Source organism: Streptomyces nojiriensis, from assembly GCF_017639205.1.
Classification (GTDB): Bacteria; Actinomycetota; Actinomycetes; order Streptomycetales; family Streptomycetaceae; genus Streptomyces; species Streptomyces nojiriensis.
The window spans coordinates 2,620,001-2,633,923 of the sequence record NZ_CP071139.1 but is presented as its reverse complement, the minus strand read 5'-3'; the positions used below and the strand labels follow the sequence as shown (position 1 = coordinate 2,633,923).

Below are 13,923 nucleotides of genomic sequence, written 5' to 3'. Positions count from 1 at the left end.
AACCCCCGATGCCTACCGAGCGGTACGCGACGGGACCACCGGGCGAGAAGTCCCGTATCTCACTCTCCGGGTGACTTTCGACCCCGTCAACGGGCAGGCGTAGACGCCCCGGCCAGGCCCGGATTCCACATACGGCTGTAGGCCTGAAATAGTTCCCCCGGATGTTCGCCATCCCTAGACTCCCTGACGTCATGGGGGATTCTCGGGGGACTTAAGTGGGGCTGGAGTGCCGGAACTCGTACTGGAATTGAATGGAAGGACCTGGACGCTCGATCCGTCCAGGTCGTACTCGCTGGGGCGTGACCCCCAGGGAGACGTGGTGATCGACGATGCCCGGGTGTCGTGGCGGCATGCCACCATCGCCTGGAACGGCCGGGGTTGGGGCATCGAGGACCACGGCAGCACCAACGGCACCTACGTGCACGGGGCCAGGGTCCAGCAGACCGAGCTCGTGCCCGGCACGCCGGTCCACCTGGGCAACGCGACGGACGGCCCGCGGCTGAATCTGAGCGCCGCCGGCGCGGCCGCACCGCAGCCGGCCGTGGCACAGCAGGCCCCGGCGCAGGCGTACGCCCAGCCGCAGGCCCCGGCCTACCAGGCCCCGCAGCAGCAGCCCCAGCACCAGGCCTGGGAACAGCAGCAGCACGCGCAGCAGCAGCCGCAGCAGCCGCAGGTCCACCTCCCGCACCAGCAGGGCGCCGCCGCTCCCCGCCCGGCGCAGGGCGGGGCCCCGGCCTACGGAGACCGCAGCCCGACGACGTTCCACCAGCTCTCGCTGGGCCACGTCATGCGGATCGGCCGTGCGCTGGAGAACGAGCTGGTGGTCTCCGACCTCCAGGTCTCGCGCCACCACGCCGAGTTCCGCTCGATGCCCGGCGGCCGCTTCGAGATCCACGACCTCGGCAGCCACAACGGCACCTACGTCAACGGTCAGCCGCTGGCGAAGTCCGGCACCGCGCTGCTGGGCCCGAACGACATCGTCGGCGTCGGCCACTCGACGTTCCGGATCGTCGGCGACCGCCTCGAGGAGTTCGTCGACACCGGCGAGGTCTCCTTCTCGGCCCGCCACCTCACGGTCACCGTCGACGGCGGCAAGCAGATCCTCAAGGACGTCACCTTCGGCGTCCCGGAGAAGTCGCTGATCGGCGTCATCGGACCCTCGGGCTCCGGCAAGTCGACCCTGCTCAAGGCGCTGACCGGCTACCGGCCCGCCAACCAGGGTGACGTGCTCTACGACAACCGCAACCTGTACAAGCAGTTCGCGGAGCTCCGCCAGCGCATCGGCCTGGTCCCGCAGGACGACATCCTGCACAAGGAGCTGAAGGTCAGCACGGCCCTCAAGTACGCGGCCAAGCTCCGCTTCCCGGGCGACACCGCCGAGTCCGAGCGCGCCGCGCGCATCGACGAGGTGCTGCGCGAGCTCAAGCTCGACATCCACAAGGACAAGAAGATCACCGCGCTCTCCGGTGGTCAGCGCAAGCGCGTGTCCGTGGCCCTGGAGCTGCTCACCAAGCCGTCGCTGATCTTCCTGGACGAGCCGACCTCCGGCCTCGACCCGGGCATGGACCGCGACGTCATGCAGCTGCTGCGCGGCCTCGCCGACGACGGCCGCACGGTCCTCGTCGTCACGCACTCGGTCGCCGAGCTGGCCATCTGCGACAAGCTGCTGGTCATGGCCCCGGGTGGGTCGGTCGCGTACTTCGGCCCGCCGGACGACGCGCTGAACTTCTTCGGCTACAGCACGTGGGCCGACGTGTTCTCGGCGTTCGAGAACTACCGCGACTACGACTGGGCCGGCCGCTGGAAGGGCTCCCAGCACTACCAGCTCTACGCCGCCGACCTCGACGCGGTCGCCCCGCAGTCGGTCGCCATGCCGCCGGCCCAGCAGATGCGCCCGAGCACCCCGCAGGGCTGGGGCTCGCAGCTGTTCACGCTGATGCGCCGCTACGTCTCGGTGATCGCCTCGGACGTGGGCTTCCTCGCCCTGATGGTGCTCCTGCCCGCGGTCCTGGGCGTGGTCTCCACGGTGATCCCCGCGAAGTTCGGCCTCGCGCCGCCCGTCGCGCCGTCCCGCTTCAACGGCGACGCCGGCACGATCATGCTGATCCTCGCGGTCGGCATGTGCTTCTCGGGTGCCGCCAACTCGGTCCGTGAGCTGATCAAGGAACGGGTCATCTACGAGCGGGAACGCGCGACCGGCCTGTACCGGTCCGCGTACCTCATGTCGAAGGTGATCGTCCTCGGCGTCATCACGGCCATCCAGGGCGTGATCATCTGCGCGATCGGCTTCTTCCCGCGCGACCTGCCCGCCGAGGGCCTGATCATGCCGCCGGCCGTCGAGATCTGCCTGTCGGTCATCGCGCTCGGCTTCACCTCGATGATGTTCGGCCTGGTGATCTCCTCGCTGGTGAAGACCGCCGAGAAGACGATGCCGCTGCTGGTCATGTTCGCGATCGTCCAGGTCGTCTTCACCGGCATCCTCTTCCAGGTCTACGACTCCCCGGGCCTGGAGCAGTTCGCCTGGCTGATGCCGTCCCGCTGGGCCATCGCCGCCGCCGGCACCACGCTGAACCTCGGCAAGCTCATGCCGCCGTGGGACGCGGAGAACCCGACCAACGCCGACCCGCTCTGGGACGCCACGATCGGCCAGTGGAGCCTGAACATCACCATCCTGCTGCTCATCGGCGTCGCCTGCGGCTTCGCCGTGCAGCGCCTGCTGCGCCGCCACGAGCCCGAGGTCATGCGCGCGGGCAAGTAGGACCGCGCGCGGGACGACCGCACGCACGCGGGCATCACGTCCGCAGGTACGGCAAAACGCCTCAGGGCGGCATCCGGAAGTCCGGGTGCCGCCCTGAGGCGCATGGGGGGGGCTTGGGTACGCCGAGGCCTAGTAGGCGCTGTTGACGTTGTCCATGGAGCCGTAGCGGTCGGCCGCGTAGTTGCAGGCGGCGACGATGTTGGCGACCGGGTCGTACTGGTCGAACTTGGTGCCCTTGACGTGGTACGTCTTGAAGGTCGGGTAGATGACCTGGAGCAGACCCTTGCTGGGGATGCCGTTCTGGGCGTTGATGTCCCAGTTGTTGATCGCCATCGGGTTACCGCTGGACTCGCGCATGATGTTCTTGTGGATCCCGGCGTAGGTGCCCGGAATGCCCTCCTTCTTCATGATGAAGAGGGCTTCCTTGATCCAGCCGTCGAGGTTGTTCGCGAACACCGGGGTGCGGGCGGCGGAACGGCTCGCGGCCGCCTTGGTCTCGCGCGCCTTCTTCGCGGCGGCCTCGGCCTTGGCCTTGGCGTCGGCGTCGGCCTTGATCTTGGCCGCGGCCTTCGCGTTCGCCTGGGAGATGACCTGCTGGGCGGAGAGGTTTCCGTGCAGCGCCTTCGTCTGCGCGCCGTTGACGGCCTGGGTCCAGGCGACGGGGGCGGCGTTGACCGTCTGCGCCTCGGCGGCGTCGGCCGGCACGAGGGAGAAGGCGACGGCGGCGGCGCTCAGCGTGGCGACACCGGCAATGGACAGCTTGTGTGCCTTCGTCAGACGACTGTGACCGGGGGTGCGGGAAGCAGACATGGCGGGGCAACCTCTTCGAATAGCGGGAGTCGCAGGAAGGCGCTTTGTGGATCCGGGGATCCGCGGTGCTGTGCGACGGGAGCAATTCTTAGCGGCGGCAAAATCCTGTGGCAAAGGTGTGACGTACGATCCCGCTTAGTGGATCACGCGCGGGCGCCGAGGCCCGATTTCGGGCCTCGGCGCTAGGTGGGACAGCACTGACAGGGTCTTTATCCGTCCACTAGGCAGCTTCGTAAGTGATGTGGGTCCTATGTGCGGGGTCACATCGGACATGCGGCGGTTTTACCGTGAGTTGCTGTCGCAATGCATATGGTCACGGTTCTCATCCTTGAGTAGCAGATGGACGTCCCCGAACTCGTGCCAGAGGCAGAGCCGGGCCAGCGCCTCGGCATACCCGAGCCGTACGGCGGCCCGCCCCGCGACCGCCTCCAGCATCAGCAGATGGGACGCCCCGGGCTCGTGCAGCCCGGTCAGCAGCCCGTCCACCACCCGCACCCCGCGCTCCGGGGTCACCACCAGATCGGTCCACCCGGCTGCCGGGCGCACCCGCCCCCGCGCGTCCGCGGCCGACTCCAGGGCCCGTACGGCCGTGGTCCCCACCGCGATGACCCTCCCTCCGGCGGCCCTGGCGGCGTTCACCAGGCCCGCCGTCGTGGCGGACACCTCGTACCGCTCCGGGTAAGGGGGCTCGTGCGCCTCCTGCGAGGCCACCCCCGTGTGCAGGACCAGCGGGGCGAACTGCACCCCCCGGCTCACCAGGCGCGCCACCAGCTCCGCCGTGAAGGGCCGGCCCGCACTCGGCATCTCCGCCGAGCCCGCCCCGTCGGCGGCCGGCACCGCGAACACCGTCTGATAGGCCGAGATCGGCTGGTCCCGCTCGGTGTACGCGTACCGGATCGGCCGCCCGTACGCCCGCAGCAGCGCCGGTACCCCGTCCGGCGCGGGGGAGGGGCGCGCCCACCAGAGCCGGTCCGCGCCCGCCGCCAGGGGCTCCTCCAGGGTGAGGCGGTGCCCGCCCGGCAGCTCCAGCACCGCCCCGGCGGGCCCTCCGGCCCGCGGCCGGGTCGTCCCGCCGCCGTCCGGGGCGCGCAGCTCCACCGCCCAGCGGCCTCCCCCAGACTTCGTCCGGGGGTGCCCCCTGTCGCCCCGGGTCGAGAAGTGCACCACCAGGTCCTCGCCGCCCAGCCGGGCGTCCACCGCGGCCGCCAGCGTGGCCGAGGTGTTCACCACCAGTACGTCCCCGGCCCGCAGCAGCCCCGGCAGCTCCCGGAAGGCGTGCAGCGACACCCGCTCGCAGCCCTGGGACACCAGCAGCCGCACGGCGTCCCGGCCCAGCCCCGGTCCCCGCTGCTCGGCCGGAATCCGGGCCGACAATTGCGGTGGTATGTCCGTTATATATGGACCCTCCTCCCGCAGGGCCCGATGCCCGCTCACCGCCCGCCCCCCGCGCCCGCCCCCGCAGCCGCGTCCAGGCCCGCCGCCGGGGCCGCCCCTGCGGCCGCGCCCGGGCTCGCCCCCGGGCCCGCGTCCACCCCCAGCTCCTGCGCCGTGTACCGACCGCTCGGCAGCGCCCGCTCCACCAGCCGCAGCAGCGCCGGAGCCACCTCCGCGGGCGTCGGCAGCCCCGCCAGGTCCTCGCCCGGCTCGGCCGCCGCCATCATCCGCGTCCGCATCGACCCCGGATCGGCCCACCACACCCGCAGCCCCGGCTCCTCCACCGCCAGCACCGCCGACATCAGGTCCCCCGCCGCCTTGGTCGCCCCGTACGCCCCCCACGTCGCGTACGCCACCACCGCCGCGTCCGAGCTGATGTTCAGCACCGCCCCGGCCCGCGCCGCCCGCAACAGCGGCAGCCCCTCCTGGACCAGCCCCAGCGGCCCCACCACATTGACCTCGAAGGCCTCCCGCAGCCCGTCCAGCGCGTGCTCCGCCAGCGGCACCAGCGGCTCGGCCCCGAGCACCCCCGCGTTGTTCACCAGCAGATCCAGCCCGCCCAGCTCCCGCGCCGCCGCCACCAGCGCCGCCCGGTGCGCCGCCGAGGACACGTCCCCGGCCACCGCCACCACCCGCGCCCCGGCCGCCCCCGCCGTCCCGGCCGCGGTCTCCTCCAGCGCCGCCGCACCCCGCGCGCTCAGCACCAGGTCCCAGCCCCGCGCCGCCAGCTCCCCGGCCAGCGCCCGGCCCAGCCCCCTGGACGCCCCCGTCACGATCGCCACCGACATGACAGCACCCTCGCCTTCCGTCCCGATCAGCAGATGCCCCCAACCTAGGAACGGCCCACCCCCCACCGCGTCGGCCACGAGCCCCACCCCCACGGGTCCCTTCGACCTACGTCCACGGCCCGATCCCGCAGGTCACGGCCGCGGGTACGGTGAGCCCATGACCGCTAGCCCCCCGCACGGCGGGCCCCCCAGCGGCCTGGCCGCCGTGAGCACCGCACTGCTCGCCATGAGCCGCCGCCTGGAGGTCCGCGACGTCCTGCGCACGATCGTCGTGTCCGCCCGTGAACTCCTGGACGCCGAGTACGCGGCCCTGGGCGTCCCGGACGACCACGGCGGCTTCGCCCAGTTCGTCGTGGACGGCATCAGCGCGGAGCAGTGGCGCCTCATCGGCCCGCTGCCCCGCCAGCACGGCATCCTCGCCGCGATGCTGCACGAGGGGGGCCCCGAGCGCCTGGCCGACGTACGCAAGGACCCGCGCTTCGAGGGCTGGCCGGCCGCCCACCCGGAGATGTCCGACTTCCTCGGCATGCCCGTACGCGACGGCGAGGAGACCCTCGGCGCCCTCTTCCTGGCGAACAAACGCGGCCCTCACGGGTTCAGCGACGAGGACCAGGAACTCCTCTCCCTCCTCGCCCAGCACGCGGCGATCGCCCTCACCAACGCCCACCTCTACGAGCGCAGCCGCGAGCTCACCATCGCCGAGGAGCGCTCCCGGCTCGCCCACGAGCTGCACGACGCCGTCAGCCAGAAGCTCTTCTCGCTCCGCCTCACCGCCCAGGCCGCCGCCGCCCTCGTCGACCGCGACCCGGCCCGGGCCAAGGACGAGCTCCAGCAGGTGGCGGCCCTGGCGGCGGAGGCCGCCGACGAACTGCGCGCCGCCGTGACCGAGCTGCGCCCCGCAGCGCTGGACGAGGACGGACTGGTCGCCACCCTCCGCACGCACGTCCACGTCCTCGACCGCGCCCACACCGCGCACGTCACCTTCACCTGTGACGGCGTACGGGCCCTGCCGGCGACCCAGGAGGAAGCCCTGCTCCGCGTCGCGCAGGAGGCCCTGCACAACGCCCTGCGCCACTCCGGCGGCGACCGCGTCGACGTCACCCTGGCCCGGACGCCGGCCGGGGGCGCGGTCCTCGAGGTCGTCGACACCGGCAAGGGCTTCGACCCCCGGACCGTCCGCCGGGCGGGCCGTCACCTGGGCCTGGTCTCCATGCGGGACCGCGCGAGCGGCGTCGGCGGCCGGCTCACCGTGCACTCGGAGCCCGGTCGGGGCACCACGATCGAGATGGAGGTCCCCGGTGGCTGACAGCACCGGCCGCAGCGGCAGCGGCATTCGAGTACTGCTGGTCGACGACCACCAGGTGGTCCGGCGGGGCCTGCGCACCTTCCTGGAGGTCCAGGAGGACATCGAGGTGGTCGGCGAGGCCTCCGACGGCGAGGAGGGCATCGCCCGCGCCGAGGAGCTGGGACCCGACGTGATCCTGATGGACATCAAGATGCCGGGCACCGACGGCATCGAGGCGCTGCGCAGGCTGCGCGAGCTGGCGAACCCGGCCCGGGTGCTGATCGTCACCAGCTTCACCGAGCAGCGGACCGTGGTCCCCGCCCTGCGGGCCGGCGCGGCCGGATACGTCTACAAGGACATCGACCCGGACGCGCTGGCCGGAGCCATCCGCTCCGTCCACGCGGGCCACGTGCTCCTCCAGCCGGAGGTGGCCCTGGCCCTGCTGTCCCAGGAGGACCAGGGCTCCTCGGCGGGCCGGCCCGGCTCGCTGACCGACCGCGAACGCGAGGTCCTGGGCCTGATCGCCGACGGCCGCTCCAACCGCGAGATCGCCCGCGCCCTGGTCCTGTCCGAGAAGACGGTCAAGACGCACGTCTCGAACATCCTGATGAAGTTGGACCTTTCCGATCGGACCCAGGCCGCATTGTGGGCGGTCAGGCACGGAATCGCCGACTGATCGGAGGTAAATCGGATCGTCTCGTTCCGGTCTGAGATTCATACGGTCGGGTGTATGTAGCCCACATGGCGTATCCCGACGAGGGGCCGGCCGTTCTCCATGGCGTGCCGCGACGGCTGGTCGCGGCAGACGTACTGGAGGACGAGAACGTGAAGAACTTCAAGAAGGCCGCAGCCGTCACCATGATCGCGGGCGGCCTCCTCGCCGCCGGCGCCGGTGTCTCCTCGGCGCACGGCGGTGCGTCGGCGGAGGGCGAGGCCCTGAACTCGCCCGGCGTGGCCTCCGGGAACCAGGTCCAGGTCCCCGTGCACGTCCCGGTGAACGTGGTCGGCAACACCGTCAACGTGATCGGCCTGCTCAACGGCGCGTTCGGCAACACCGGAGTCAACGCCTGACCCGCCCCACCCGGCCCCGCTTCCCCTCCTCTCCCTGGGAAGCGGGGTTCCTTTCTGCCCCGCCGATCCAGCCCCGCCATGCCCCTCTCAGCCCCGCCGGCGTTTGAGGCGCGGGGTGTGGGGCGGAGCCCCGCAAAGCCCGGCGCAGCCGGGGCCGCCCGCGCAGCGGCGCCGCACCCGCAACCGGGGCCAGGCTCCGGCCCCGGGGGTCACCCCCGCTCGCGCGCCTCAACGGCCGAGTTGTACGCCGCGACCAGCGCCCGCCGAGCGACCCGCTCGACCGGCCGTAGCGCCTCCGCCCGCGCCGCGATCTCCGAGGCGGCCACCGCGCCCCCGTGCCCGTTCTCGTACGCCAGCGACACCATCAGGTCCACCCGCTGCGCCAGCGCCAGCACCCGCACCGCCCGCGGCGGGTACCCCGGCGCCAGCGCGTCCCGCCCGGCCTCCGCCCGCGCCCGGTACGCCGACAGCGCGGCCTCCGCGACCGGCCCGGACCCCGCCACGTCCAGCCGGGTCAGCACCTCGGTCGCCTCGCGCAGCGCCTCCGCCAGCTCGCGCTCCGCCTCGCCCAGCGAGGGCACGTCCGCCGGCGGGGCCTCCCGTACCGGCAGCACGTGCCAGGTCACCGACACGTGGACGTCCCCGGCCGGCCCCACCTCGGACACCTCCGGCACCAGACCCAGCGCCGCCCCCACCGCGACGACCGCCTCCTCCGCCTCCAGCGCCCGCGCATTGAACTCCGGCGGCCCGCTCAGCCCCAGCGGATGCCCCGGCGCGGGCAGCGCCACCCGCAGCCCGGTCACCCCCAGGACCCGCAGCCGGCCGAGCGCCAGGGTGAGTCCGACGGGGCCCGTCTCACCCGGCAGCCCCTCCACCCGGTGCACGGCGTCCTCGCCCACGATCGACAACACGGCCTCGTCGGGCGAGACCAGACCGGCCAGCAGTGCGTTCCCCCAGGCGGCCAAGCGCCCTGAACGTGGTTCGAAAAGCATCCCCCTACTTTACGGATCGGCCCCGGCACCGGGCCCCGGCCCCGGACCGCTCTCCGAGTGGCGTAGGTTTTCCTCTGGGGCTGCGTCTACCGGCGCACAGAGAACCGTGACTGCAAGGGGTGACAACACGCTCATGAGCGATGTTCTGGAGCTGGTGGACGTATCCGTGGTCCGCGAGGGCCGGGCTCTGGTGGACCAGGTCTCCTGGTCGGTGAAGGAGGGCGAGCGCTGGGTGATCCTCGGCCCCAACGGCGCCGGCAAGACCACACTGCTGAACCTCGCCTCCAGCTACCTCTTCCCCACCAAGGGCACCGCCACCATCCTCGGCAGCACCCTCGGCAAGGTGGACGTCTTCGAGCTGCGCCCCCGCATCGGTGTCGCCGGCATCGCGATGGCCGACAAGCTGCCCAAGCGGCAGACCGTCCTGCAGACCGTCCTCACCGCCGCCTACGGCATGACGGCGACGTGGCAGGAGGAGTACGAGGACGTCGACGAGCAGCGCGCCCGCGCCTTCCTCGACCGCCTCGGCATGACCGAGTACCTCGACCGCAAGTTCGGCACCCTCTCCGAGGGAGAGCGCAAGCGCACGCTGATCGCACGCGCCCTGATGACCGACCCCGAGCTGCTGCTCCTCGACGAGCCCGCCGCCGGTCTGGACCTCGGCGGCCGCGAGGACCTCGTACGCCGCCTCGGCCGCCTGGCCCGCGACCCGCTCGCCCCGTCGATGGTCATGGTCACGCACCACGTCGAGGAGATCGCCCCCGGCTTCACCCACGTCCTGATGATCCGTCAGGGCAAGGTCGTCACCGCGGGCCCGATCGACCTCGAACTGACCTCCCGCAACCTCTCCCTCTGCTTCGGCCTCCCGCTGGTCGTCGAGCGCAACGGGACCGACCGCTGGACCGCCCAGGGCCTGCCGCTCGGCTAGGCCGTCTCTTTCGGATCTTGTCGGCCGAGTCCGCGGCGTCCGGTGCCGTGCGTGGCAAGGCGGAGGAGCGCACCGTGTACTGGACGTACTCGGGTGCCCCGACAACGCGGCCAGGTGCGGTGCCGGGCGTCGCGGGCCCGGCAAGATCCGTAAGAGACGGCCTAGGCCCGCCTCTTACGTCTCCTACGGGTCCCCGCACCCTGTCCCGACCGCGCCCAACCGACCTACCATGACCATGTGGACATCGACGCGTGGGTGTGGTGGCTCATCGGCGCGGTCGGACTGGGCATCCCCCTCGTCCTGACCGCCTTGCCGGAGTTCGGCATGTTCGCAGTCGGCGCGGTCGCGGCCGCCGTCACGGCCGCCGTCGGCGGGGGAGTGGTGGCGCAGGTCCTGGTCTTCGTGATCGTGTCCGTCGCGCTCATCGCCGTCGTCCGCCCCATCGCCAACCGGCACCGCACCCAGCGCCCCCAACACCGCAGCGGCATCGACGCGTTGAGGGGCAGATCCGCCGTCGTCCTGGAACGGGTCGACGGCAGCGGCGGCCGCATCAAGCTCGCCGGCGAGGTCTGGTCCGCGCGCACCCTCGACGCGGACACCAGCTTCGAACCCGGCCAGTCCGTCGACGTGGTGGAGATCGACGGAGCGACCGCCGTCGTGATGTGAGAAGCAGCCTGCTCGCGGCCCCCGGGTCTGCGAGACTCCGATCAACGGGGCAGCACAGACAGCCGGAAGGGCACGGGGAACCGCATGCAACCGATCATCATCGTCCTGATCATTCTGGTGGTTCTGGTCTTCATCGCACTGGTCAAGACGATCCAGGTGATCCCGCAGGCCAGCGCCGCCATCGTCGAGCGGTTCGGCCGCTACACCCGCACCCTCAACGCGGGCCTCAACATCGTCGTCCCGTTCATCGACTCCATCCGCAACCGGATCGACCTCCGCGAACAGGTCGTCCCGTTCCCGCCGCAGCCCGTCATCACCCAGGACAACCTGGTCGTCAACATCGACACCGTCATCTACTACCAGGTGACCGACGCGCGCGCCGCGACCTACGAGGTGGCCAGCTACATCCAGGCCATCGAGCAGCTCACCGTCACCACGCTCCGCAACATCATCGGCGGCATGGACCTGGAGCGGACCCTCACCTCCCGCGAGGAGATCAACGCGGCCCTGCGCGGAGTCCTCGACGAGGCCACCGGCAAGTGGGGCATCCGCGTCAACCGCGTCGAGCTCAAGGCCATCGAGCCGCCGACCTCCATCCAGGACTCGATGGAGAAGCAGATGCGCGCCGACCGCGACAAGCGCGCCGCGATCCTCCAGGCCGAAGGCGTCCGGCAGTCCGAGATCCTGCGCGCCGAGGGTGAGAAGCAGTCCTCCATCCTGCGTGCCGAAGGTGACGCCAAGGCCGCCGCACTGCGCGCCGAGGGCGAGGCGCAGGCCATCCGTACGGTCTTCGAGTCCATCCACGCCGGCGACGCCGACCAGAAGCTCCTCGCCTACCAGTACCTCCAGATGCTCCCGAAGATCGCCGAAGGCGACGCAAACAAGCTCTGGATCGTGCCGAGCGAGATCGGCGACGCCCTCAAGGGCCTCTCCGGCGCCATGGGCAACTTCGGCCCCATGGGCGGCGGTTCGGGCTTCAACCCGAGCGGGACCGGCAAGGACGGCGGCGGCATCCCGGCCGCGCGGGACAAGGACGGCGCGGAGCGCCGGGAACAGCCCCCCATCGACTGACCCGCCACCCCTTCCTGCATGATCAGTGAGGCCCCTCGACCTTCATGGCGGGGAGGCGACTCACTCATGCAAAGGGGATGGCACCGTCCATGTCCATCTGGGAATCACTCGCTGTCTTCGCCGCCGGCATCGGCGCGGGCACGATCAACACCATCGTCGGCTCCGGCACCCTGATCACCTTCCCGGTGCTGCTCGCCACCGGACTGCCCCCGGTCACCGCCAACGTGTCCAACACCCTCGGCCTGGTGCCCGGTTCGATCAGCGGAGCCATCGGCTACCGCAAGGAGCTCCAGGGCCAGCGCGCCCGCATCCTGCGGCTCGGCTCCGTGTCGCTCGTCGGCGGACTCGCGGGCGCGCTCCTGCTCCTCACCCTGCCGTCCGAGTCCTTCGACACGATCGTGCCCGTCCTGATCGCCCTGGCCCTGGTCCTCGTCGTCCTCCAGCCCCGGCTCGCCGCCGCGCTGCGCCGACGCCAGGAAGCCGCCGGAGGCGACACCGGCCACCCCGACGGCGGACCCGCCCTGCTCGGCGGCATGCTGCTCTCCAGCGCCTACGGCGGCTACTTCGGTGCCGCCCAGGGCGTGCTCTACCTCGGCCTGATGGGCCTGCTGCTCCGCGAGGACCTGCAACGCATCAACGCCGTCAAGAACGTCATCGCCGCACTGGTGAACGGCATCGCGGCCGTCGTCTTCCTCTTCGTCGCCGAGTTCGACTGGACGGCCGTCGTGCTCATCGCCGTCGGCTCCACGATCGGCGGCCAGATCGGCGCCAAGGTCGGCCGCCGCCTCTCGCCGACCGTCCTGCGCGCAGTCATCGTGACGGTCGGCATCCTCGCCATCGTCCAACTGCTCGTCAGCTGAGCGACGTAGAAGAACTACGCCGCCCAGCGCGACCGCATCCACCGAACGCGGGAGATCCGCTCAGGCGGAACGCTCCAGCCACTCCGGGAGCGCCTCCCGCCCGGCCACCCCCAGGGCCAGCAGCATCGCATCCGCCGGCGACGGCACGAAGGGCTTCCGGAGGAGCGGCATCCCCGCCTCCTCCGGAGTCCGCGCCGCCTTGCGGTGGTTGTCCTCGGCGCAGGACGCCACCGTGTTCAGCCAGGTGTCCCCGCCCCCCTGGGCCCGCGGCAGTACGTGGTCCACGGTCGTCGCGCGCTTCCCGCAGTACGCGCAACGGTGCTGGTCCCGGACCAGCACCCCCCTCCGCGACCAGGGAGCATGTCTTCGGAAGGGCACCCGGACATACCTGCAGAGCCTGATCACCCGGGGCATCGGAAGATCCATGGTGGCCGCGCGCACACGCAGCTCGGGGTGCGACTGTTCGACGACGGCCTTGTCCTGGAGCACCAGAACCACGGCCCGGTTCAGAGTCACTGTCGACAGCGGCTCGAAGCTCGCATTCAGCACCAGCGTGTCCCGCATCTCGCCCACCTCCCGTGTGCAGGCCCGCGACCACCATGGCGGCAGGGCCCGCAACCACTCTGGCCGCGCGCGCCACGCGGGACAACGCAATAAAAATGCCCGGTCCTGGCCTTCTTTAGACCAGGACCGGGCGAACGCTCGGGGAACGATCAGCGCGCGGCGGGTGCCTCGTACTCCGCGACGAGCTGCGCACGCCCCAGGGCGTGGAACCGCAGATGGAATCCGACGACCGCCGGCGACGAGTCCTCGTCCGGGCCGAGCTGCTCCCGGTCCACCGCGTACACGGTGAACACGTAGCGGTGCCGCTCCCCGCGCGGCGGGGCCGCACCGCCGAAGTCCCTCGTGCCGTAGTCGTTCCGCGCGTGCACAGCCCCTTCAGGCAGACCCGCGAAGTCCCCGGTGCCCGCCCCGGCCGGCAGCTCCGTCACCGAAACGGGCAGGTCGAAGAGGACCCAGTGCCAGAACCCGCTGCCCGTGGGCGCGTCCGGGTCGAAGCAGGTCACGGCGAAGCTCTTCGTCCCCTCGGGAAAGCCCTCCCAGCGCAGGTGGGGCGAGATGTTCTTCCCCGTGAGGACCTGGGCGGCGTGCAGGTCGGCTCCATGGGAGACGTCCTCGCTCGTCAAGGTGAAGGCCGCGACCTCGGGGTGGAAGTCGTGCGGAAGGTGCGGCCTGCTCTGCTCTGACACTGCTGAACCT

14 protein-coding genes (1 of these 14 running past the window's edge) are annotated in these 13,923 nt (G+C 71.6%); 8 read left to right on the top strand and 6 right to left on the bottom strand.

The window, feature by feature from the left end; all coding sequences use genetic code 11:
- Positions 1 to 226: 226 nt before the first annotated feature.
- Positions 227 to 2,758 carry an ABC transporter ATP-binding protein/permease gene (locus JYK04_RS12280; protein WP_189735763.1) on the top strand — a complete coding sequence of 844 codons (2,532 nt, stop codon included), beginning with the start codon at positions 227 to 229 and terminating at the stop codon, positions 2,756 to 2,758.
- Positions 2,759 to 2,887: 129 nt separating this feature from the next.
- On the opposite strand, the gene JYK04_RS12275 is transcribed toward JYK04_RS12280, so the two are convergent.
- The 3 genes from JYK04_RS12275 to JYK04_RS12265 all read right to left on the bottom strand — a co-directional run bounded on the left by JYK04_RS12275 (position 2,888) and on the right by JYK04_RS12265 (position 5,790).
- Entirely contained in the window at positions 2,888 to 3,568 is a 681-nt protein-coding gene (locus tag JYK04_RS12275) for a transglycosylase SLT domain-containing protein (RefSeq protein ID WP_189735761.1), read from the bottom strand.
- A 282-nt stretch (positions 3,569 to 3,850) separates the two neighbouring features.
- On the bottom strand, positions 3,851 to 4,984 hold the full coding sequence (locus JYK04_RS12270) for an S-adenosylmethionine:tRNA ribosyltransferase-isomerase (RefSeq protein ID WP_373297411.1): 1,134 nt from the start codon (positions 4,982 to 4,984) through the stop codon (positions 3,851 to 3,853).
- 14 nt (positions 4,985 to 4,998) lie between these two features.
- The gene (locus JYK04_RS12265; protein ID WP_189735759.1) at positions 4,999 to 5,790 is read right to left on the bottom strand and encodes an SDR family NAD(P)-dependent oxidoreductase; all 792 of its coding nucleotides are present in this window, start codon (positions 5,788 to 5,790) and stop codon (positions 4,999 to 5,001) included.
- A gap of 157 nt (positions 5,791 to 5,947) precedes the next feature.
- On the opposite strand from JYK04_RS12265, the gene JYK04_RS12260 reads away from it, so the two are divergent.
- The 3 genes from JYK04_RS12260 to JYK04_RS12250 all read left to right on the top strand — a co-directional run bounded on the left by JYK04_RS12260 (position 5,948) and on the right by JYK04_RS12250 (position 8,146).
- Positions 5,948 to 7,096, top strand: a complete 1,149-nt coding sequence (locus tag JYK04_RS12260) for a GAF domain-containing sensor histidine kinase (RefSeq protein ID WP_189735757.1) — start codon at positions 5,948 to 5,950, stop codon at positions 7,094 to 7,096.
- A complete protein-coding gene (locus tag JYK04_RS12255) occupies positions 7,089 to 7,751 on the top strand; it encodes a response regulator (protein WP_189735755.1) in 663 nt (220 codons plus the stop codon). Before JYK04_RS12260 ends, JYK04_RS12255 begins: the two co-directional genes overlap by 8 nt.
- A gap of 149 nt (positions 7,752 to 7,900) precedes the next feature.
- A complete protein-coding gene (locus tag JYK04_RS12250; RefSeq protein WP_030012639.1) occupies positions 7,901 to 8,146 on the top strand; it encodes a chaplin in 246 nt (81 codons plus the stop codon).
- 209 nt (positions 8,147 to 8,355) lie between these two features.
- Here JYK04_RS12250 and JYK04_RS12245 read toward each other — a convergent pair whose 3' ends face one another.
- Positions 8,356 to 9,138 (bottom strand): hypothetical protein, encoded by a 783-nt coding sequence (locus tag JYK04_RS12245; RefSeq protein ID WP_189735753.1) that lies wholly within the window; start codon positions 9,136 to 9,138, stop codon positions 8,356 to 8,358.
- Between the two features lie 133 nt (positions 9,139 to 9,271).
- Between JYK04_RS12245 and JYK04_RS12240 the strand changes: the two genes are divergently transcribed.
- From JYK04_RS12240 to JYK04_RS12225, 4 genes are all read left to right on the top strand, one after another.
- Positions 9,272 to 10,066, top strand: a complete 795-nt coding sequence (locus JYK04_RS12240; protein ID WP_030010491.1) for an ABC transporter ATP-binding protein — start codon at positions 9,272 to 9,274, stop codon at positions 10,064 to 10,066.
- Positions 10,067 to 10,303: 237 nt separating this feature from the next.
- Positions 10,304 to 10,732, top strand: coding sequence for an NfeD family protein (locus JYK04_RS12235; protein WP_189735750.1), 429 nt, complete (start codon positions 10,304 to 10,306; stop codon positions 10,730 to 10,732).
- A gap of 84 nt (positions 10,733 to 10,816) precedes the next feature.
- Positions 10,817 to 11,803, top strand: coding sequence for an SPFH domain-containing protein (locus JYK04_RS12230; protein ID WP_189735748.1), 987 nt, complete (start codon positions 10,817 to 10,819; stop codon positions 11,801 to 11,803).
- 89 nt (positions 11,804 to 11,892) lie between these two features.
- Positions 11,893 to 12,663 (top strand): sulfite exporter TauE/SafE family protein, encoded by a 771-nt coding sequence (locus JYK04_RS12225; RefSeq protein WP_189735746.1) that lies wholly within the window; start codon positions 11,893 to 11,895, stop codon positions 12,661 to 12,663.
- Between the two features lie 60 nt (positions 12,664 to 12,723).
- On the opposite strand, the gene JYK04_RS12220 is transcribed toward JYK04_RS12225, so the two are convergent.
- Together JYK04_RS12220 and JYK04_RS12215 are read right to left on the bottom strand one after the other, a co-directional pair.
- Complete coding sequence (locus JYK04_RS12220) at positions 12,724 to 13,227, bottom strand: HNH endonuclease (RefSeq protein WP_030773127.1); 504 nt, start codon at positions 13,225 to 13,227, stop codon at positions 12,724 to 12,726.
- Positions 13,228 to 13,376: 149 nt separating this feature from the next.
- A protein-coding gene (locus JYK04_RS12215; RefSeq protein WP_373297399.1) for a YbhB/YbcL family Raf kinase inhibitor-like protein crosses the window boundary here: on the bottom strand, positions 13,377 to 13,923 show its 3' portion. It continues 17 nt past the right edge of the window; only the last 547 of its 564 coding nucleotides appear in the window; the start codon falls outside the window, past its right edge; the stop codon is at positions 13,377 to 13,379.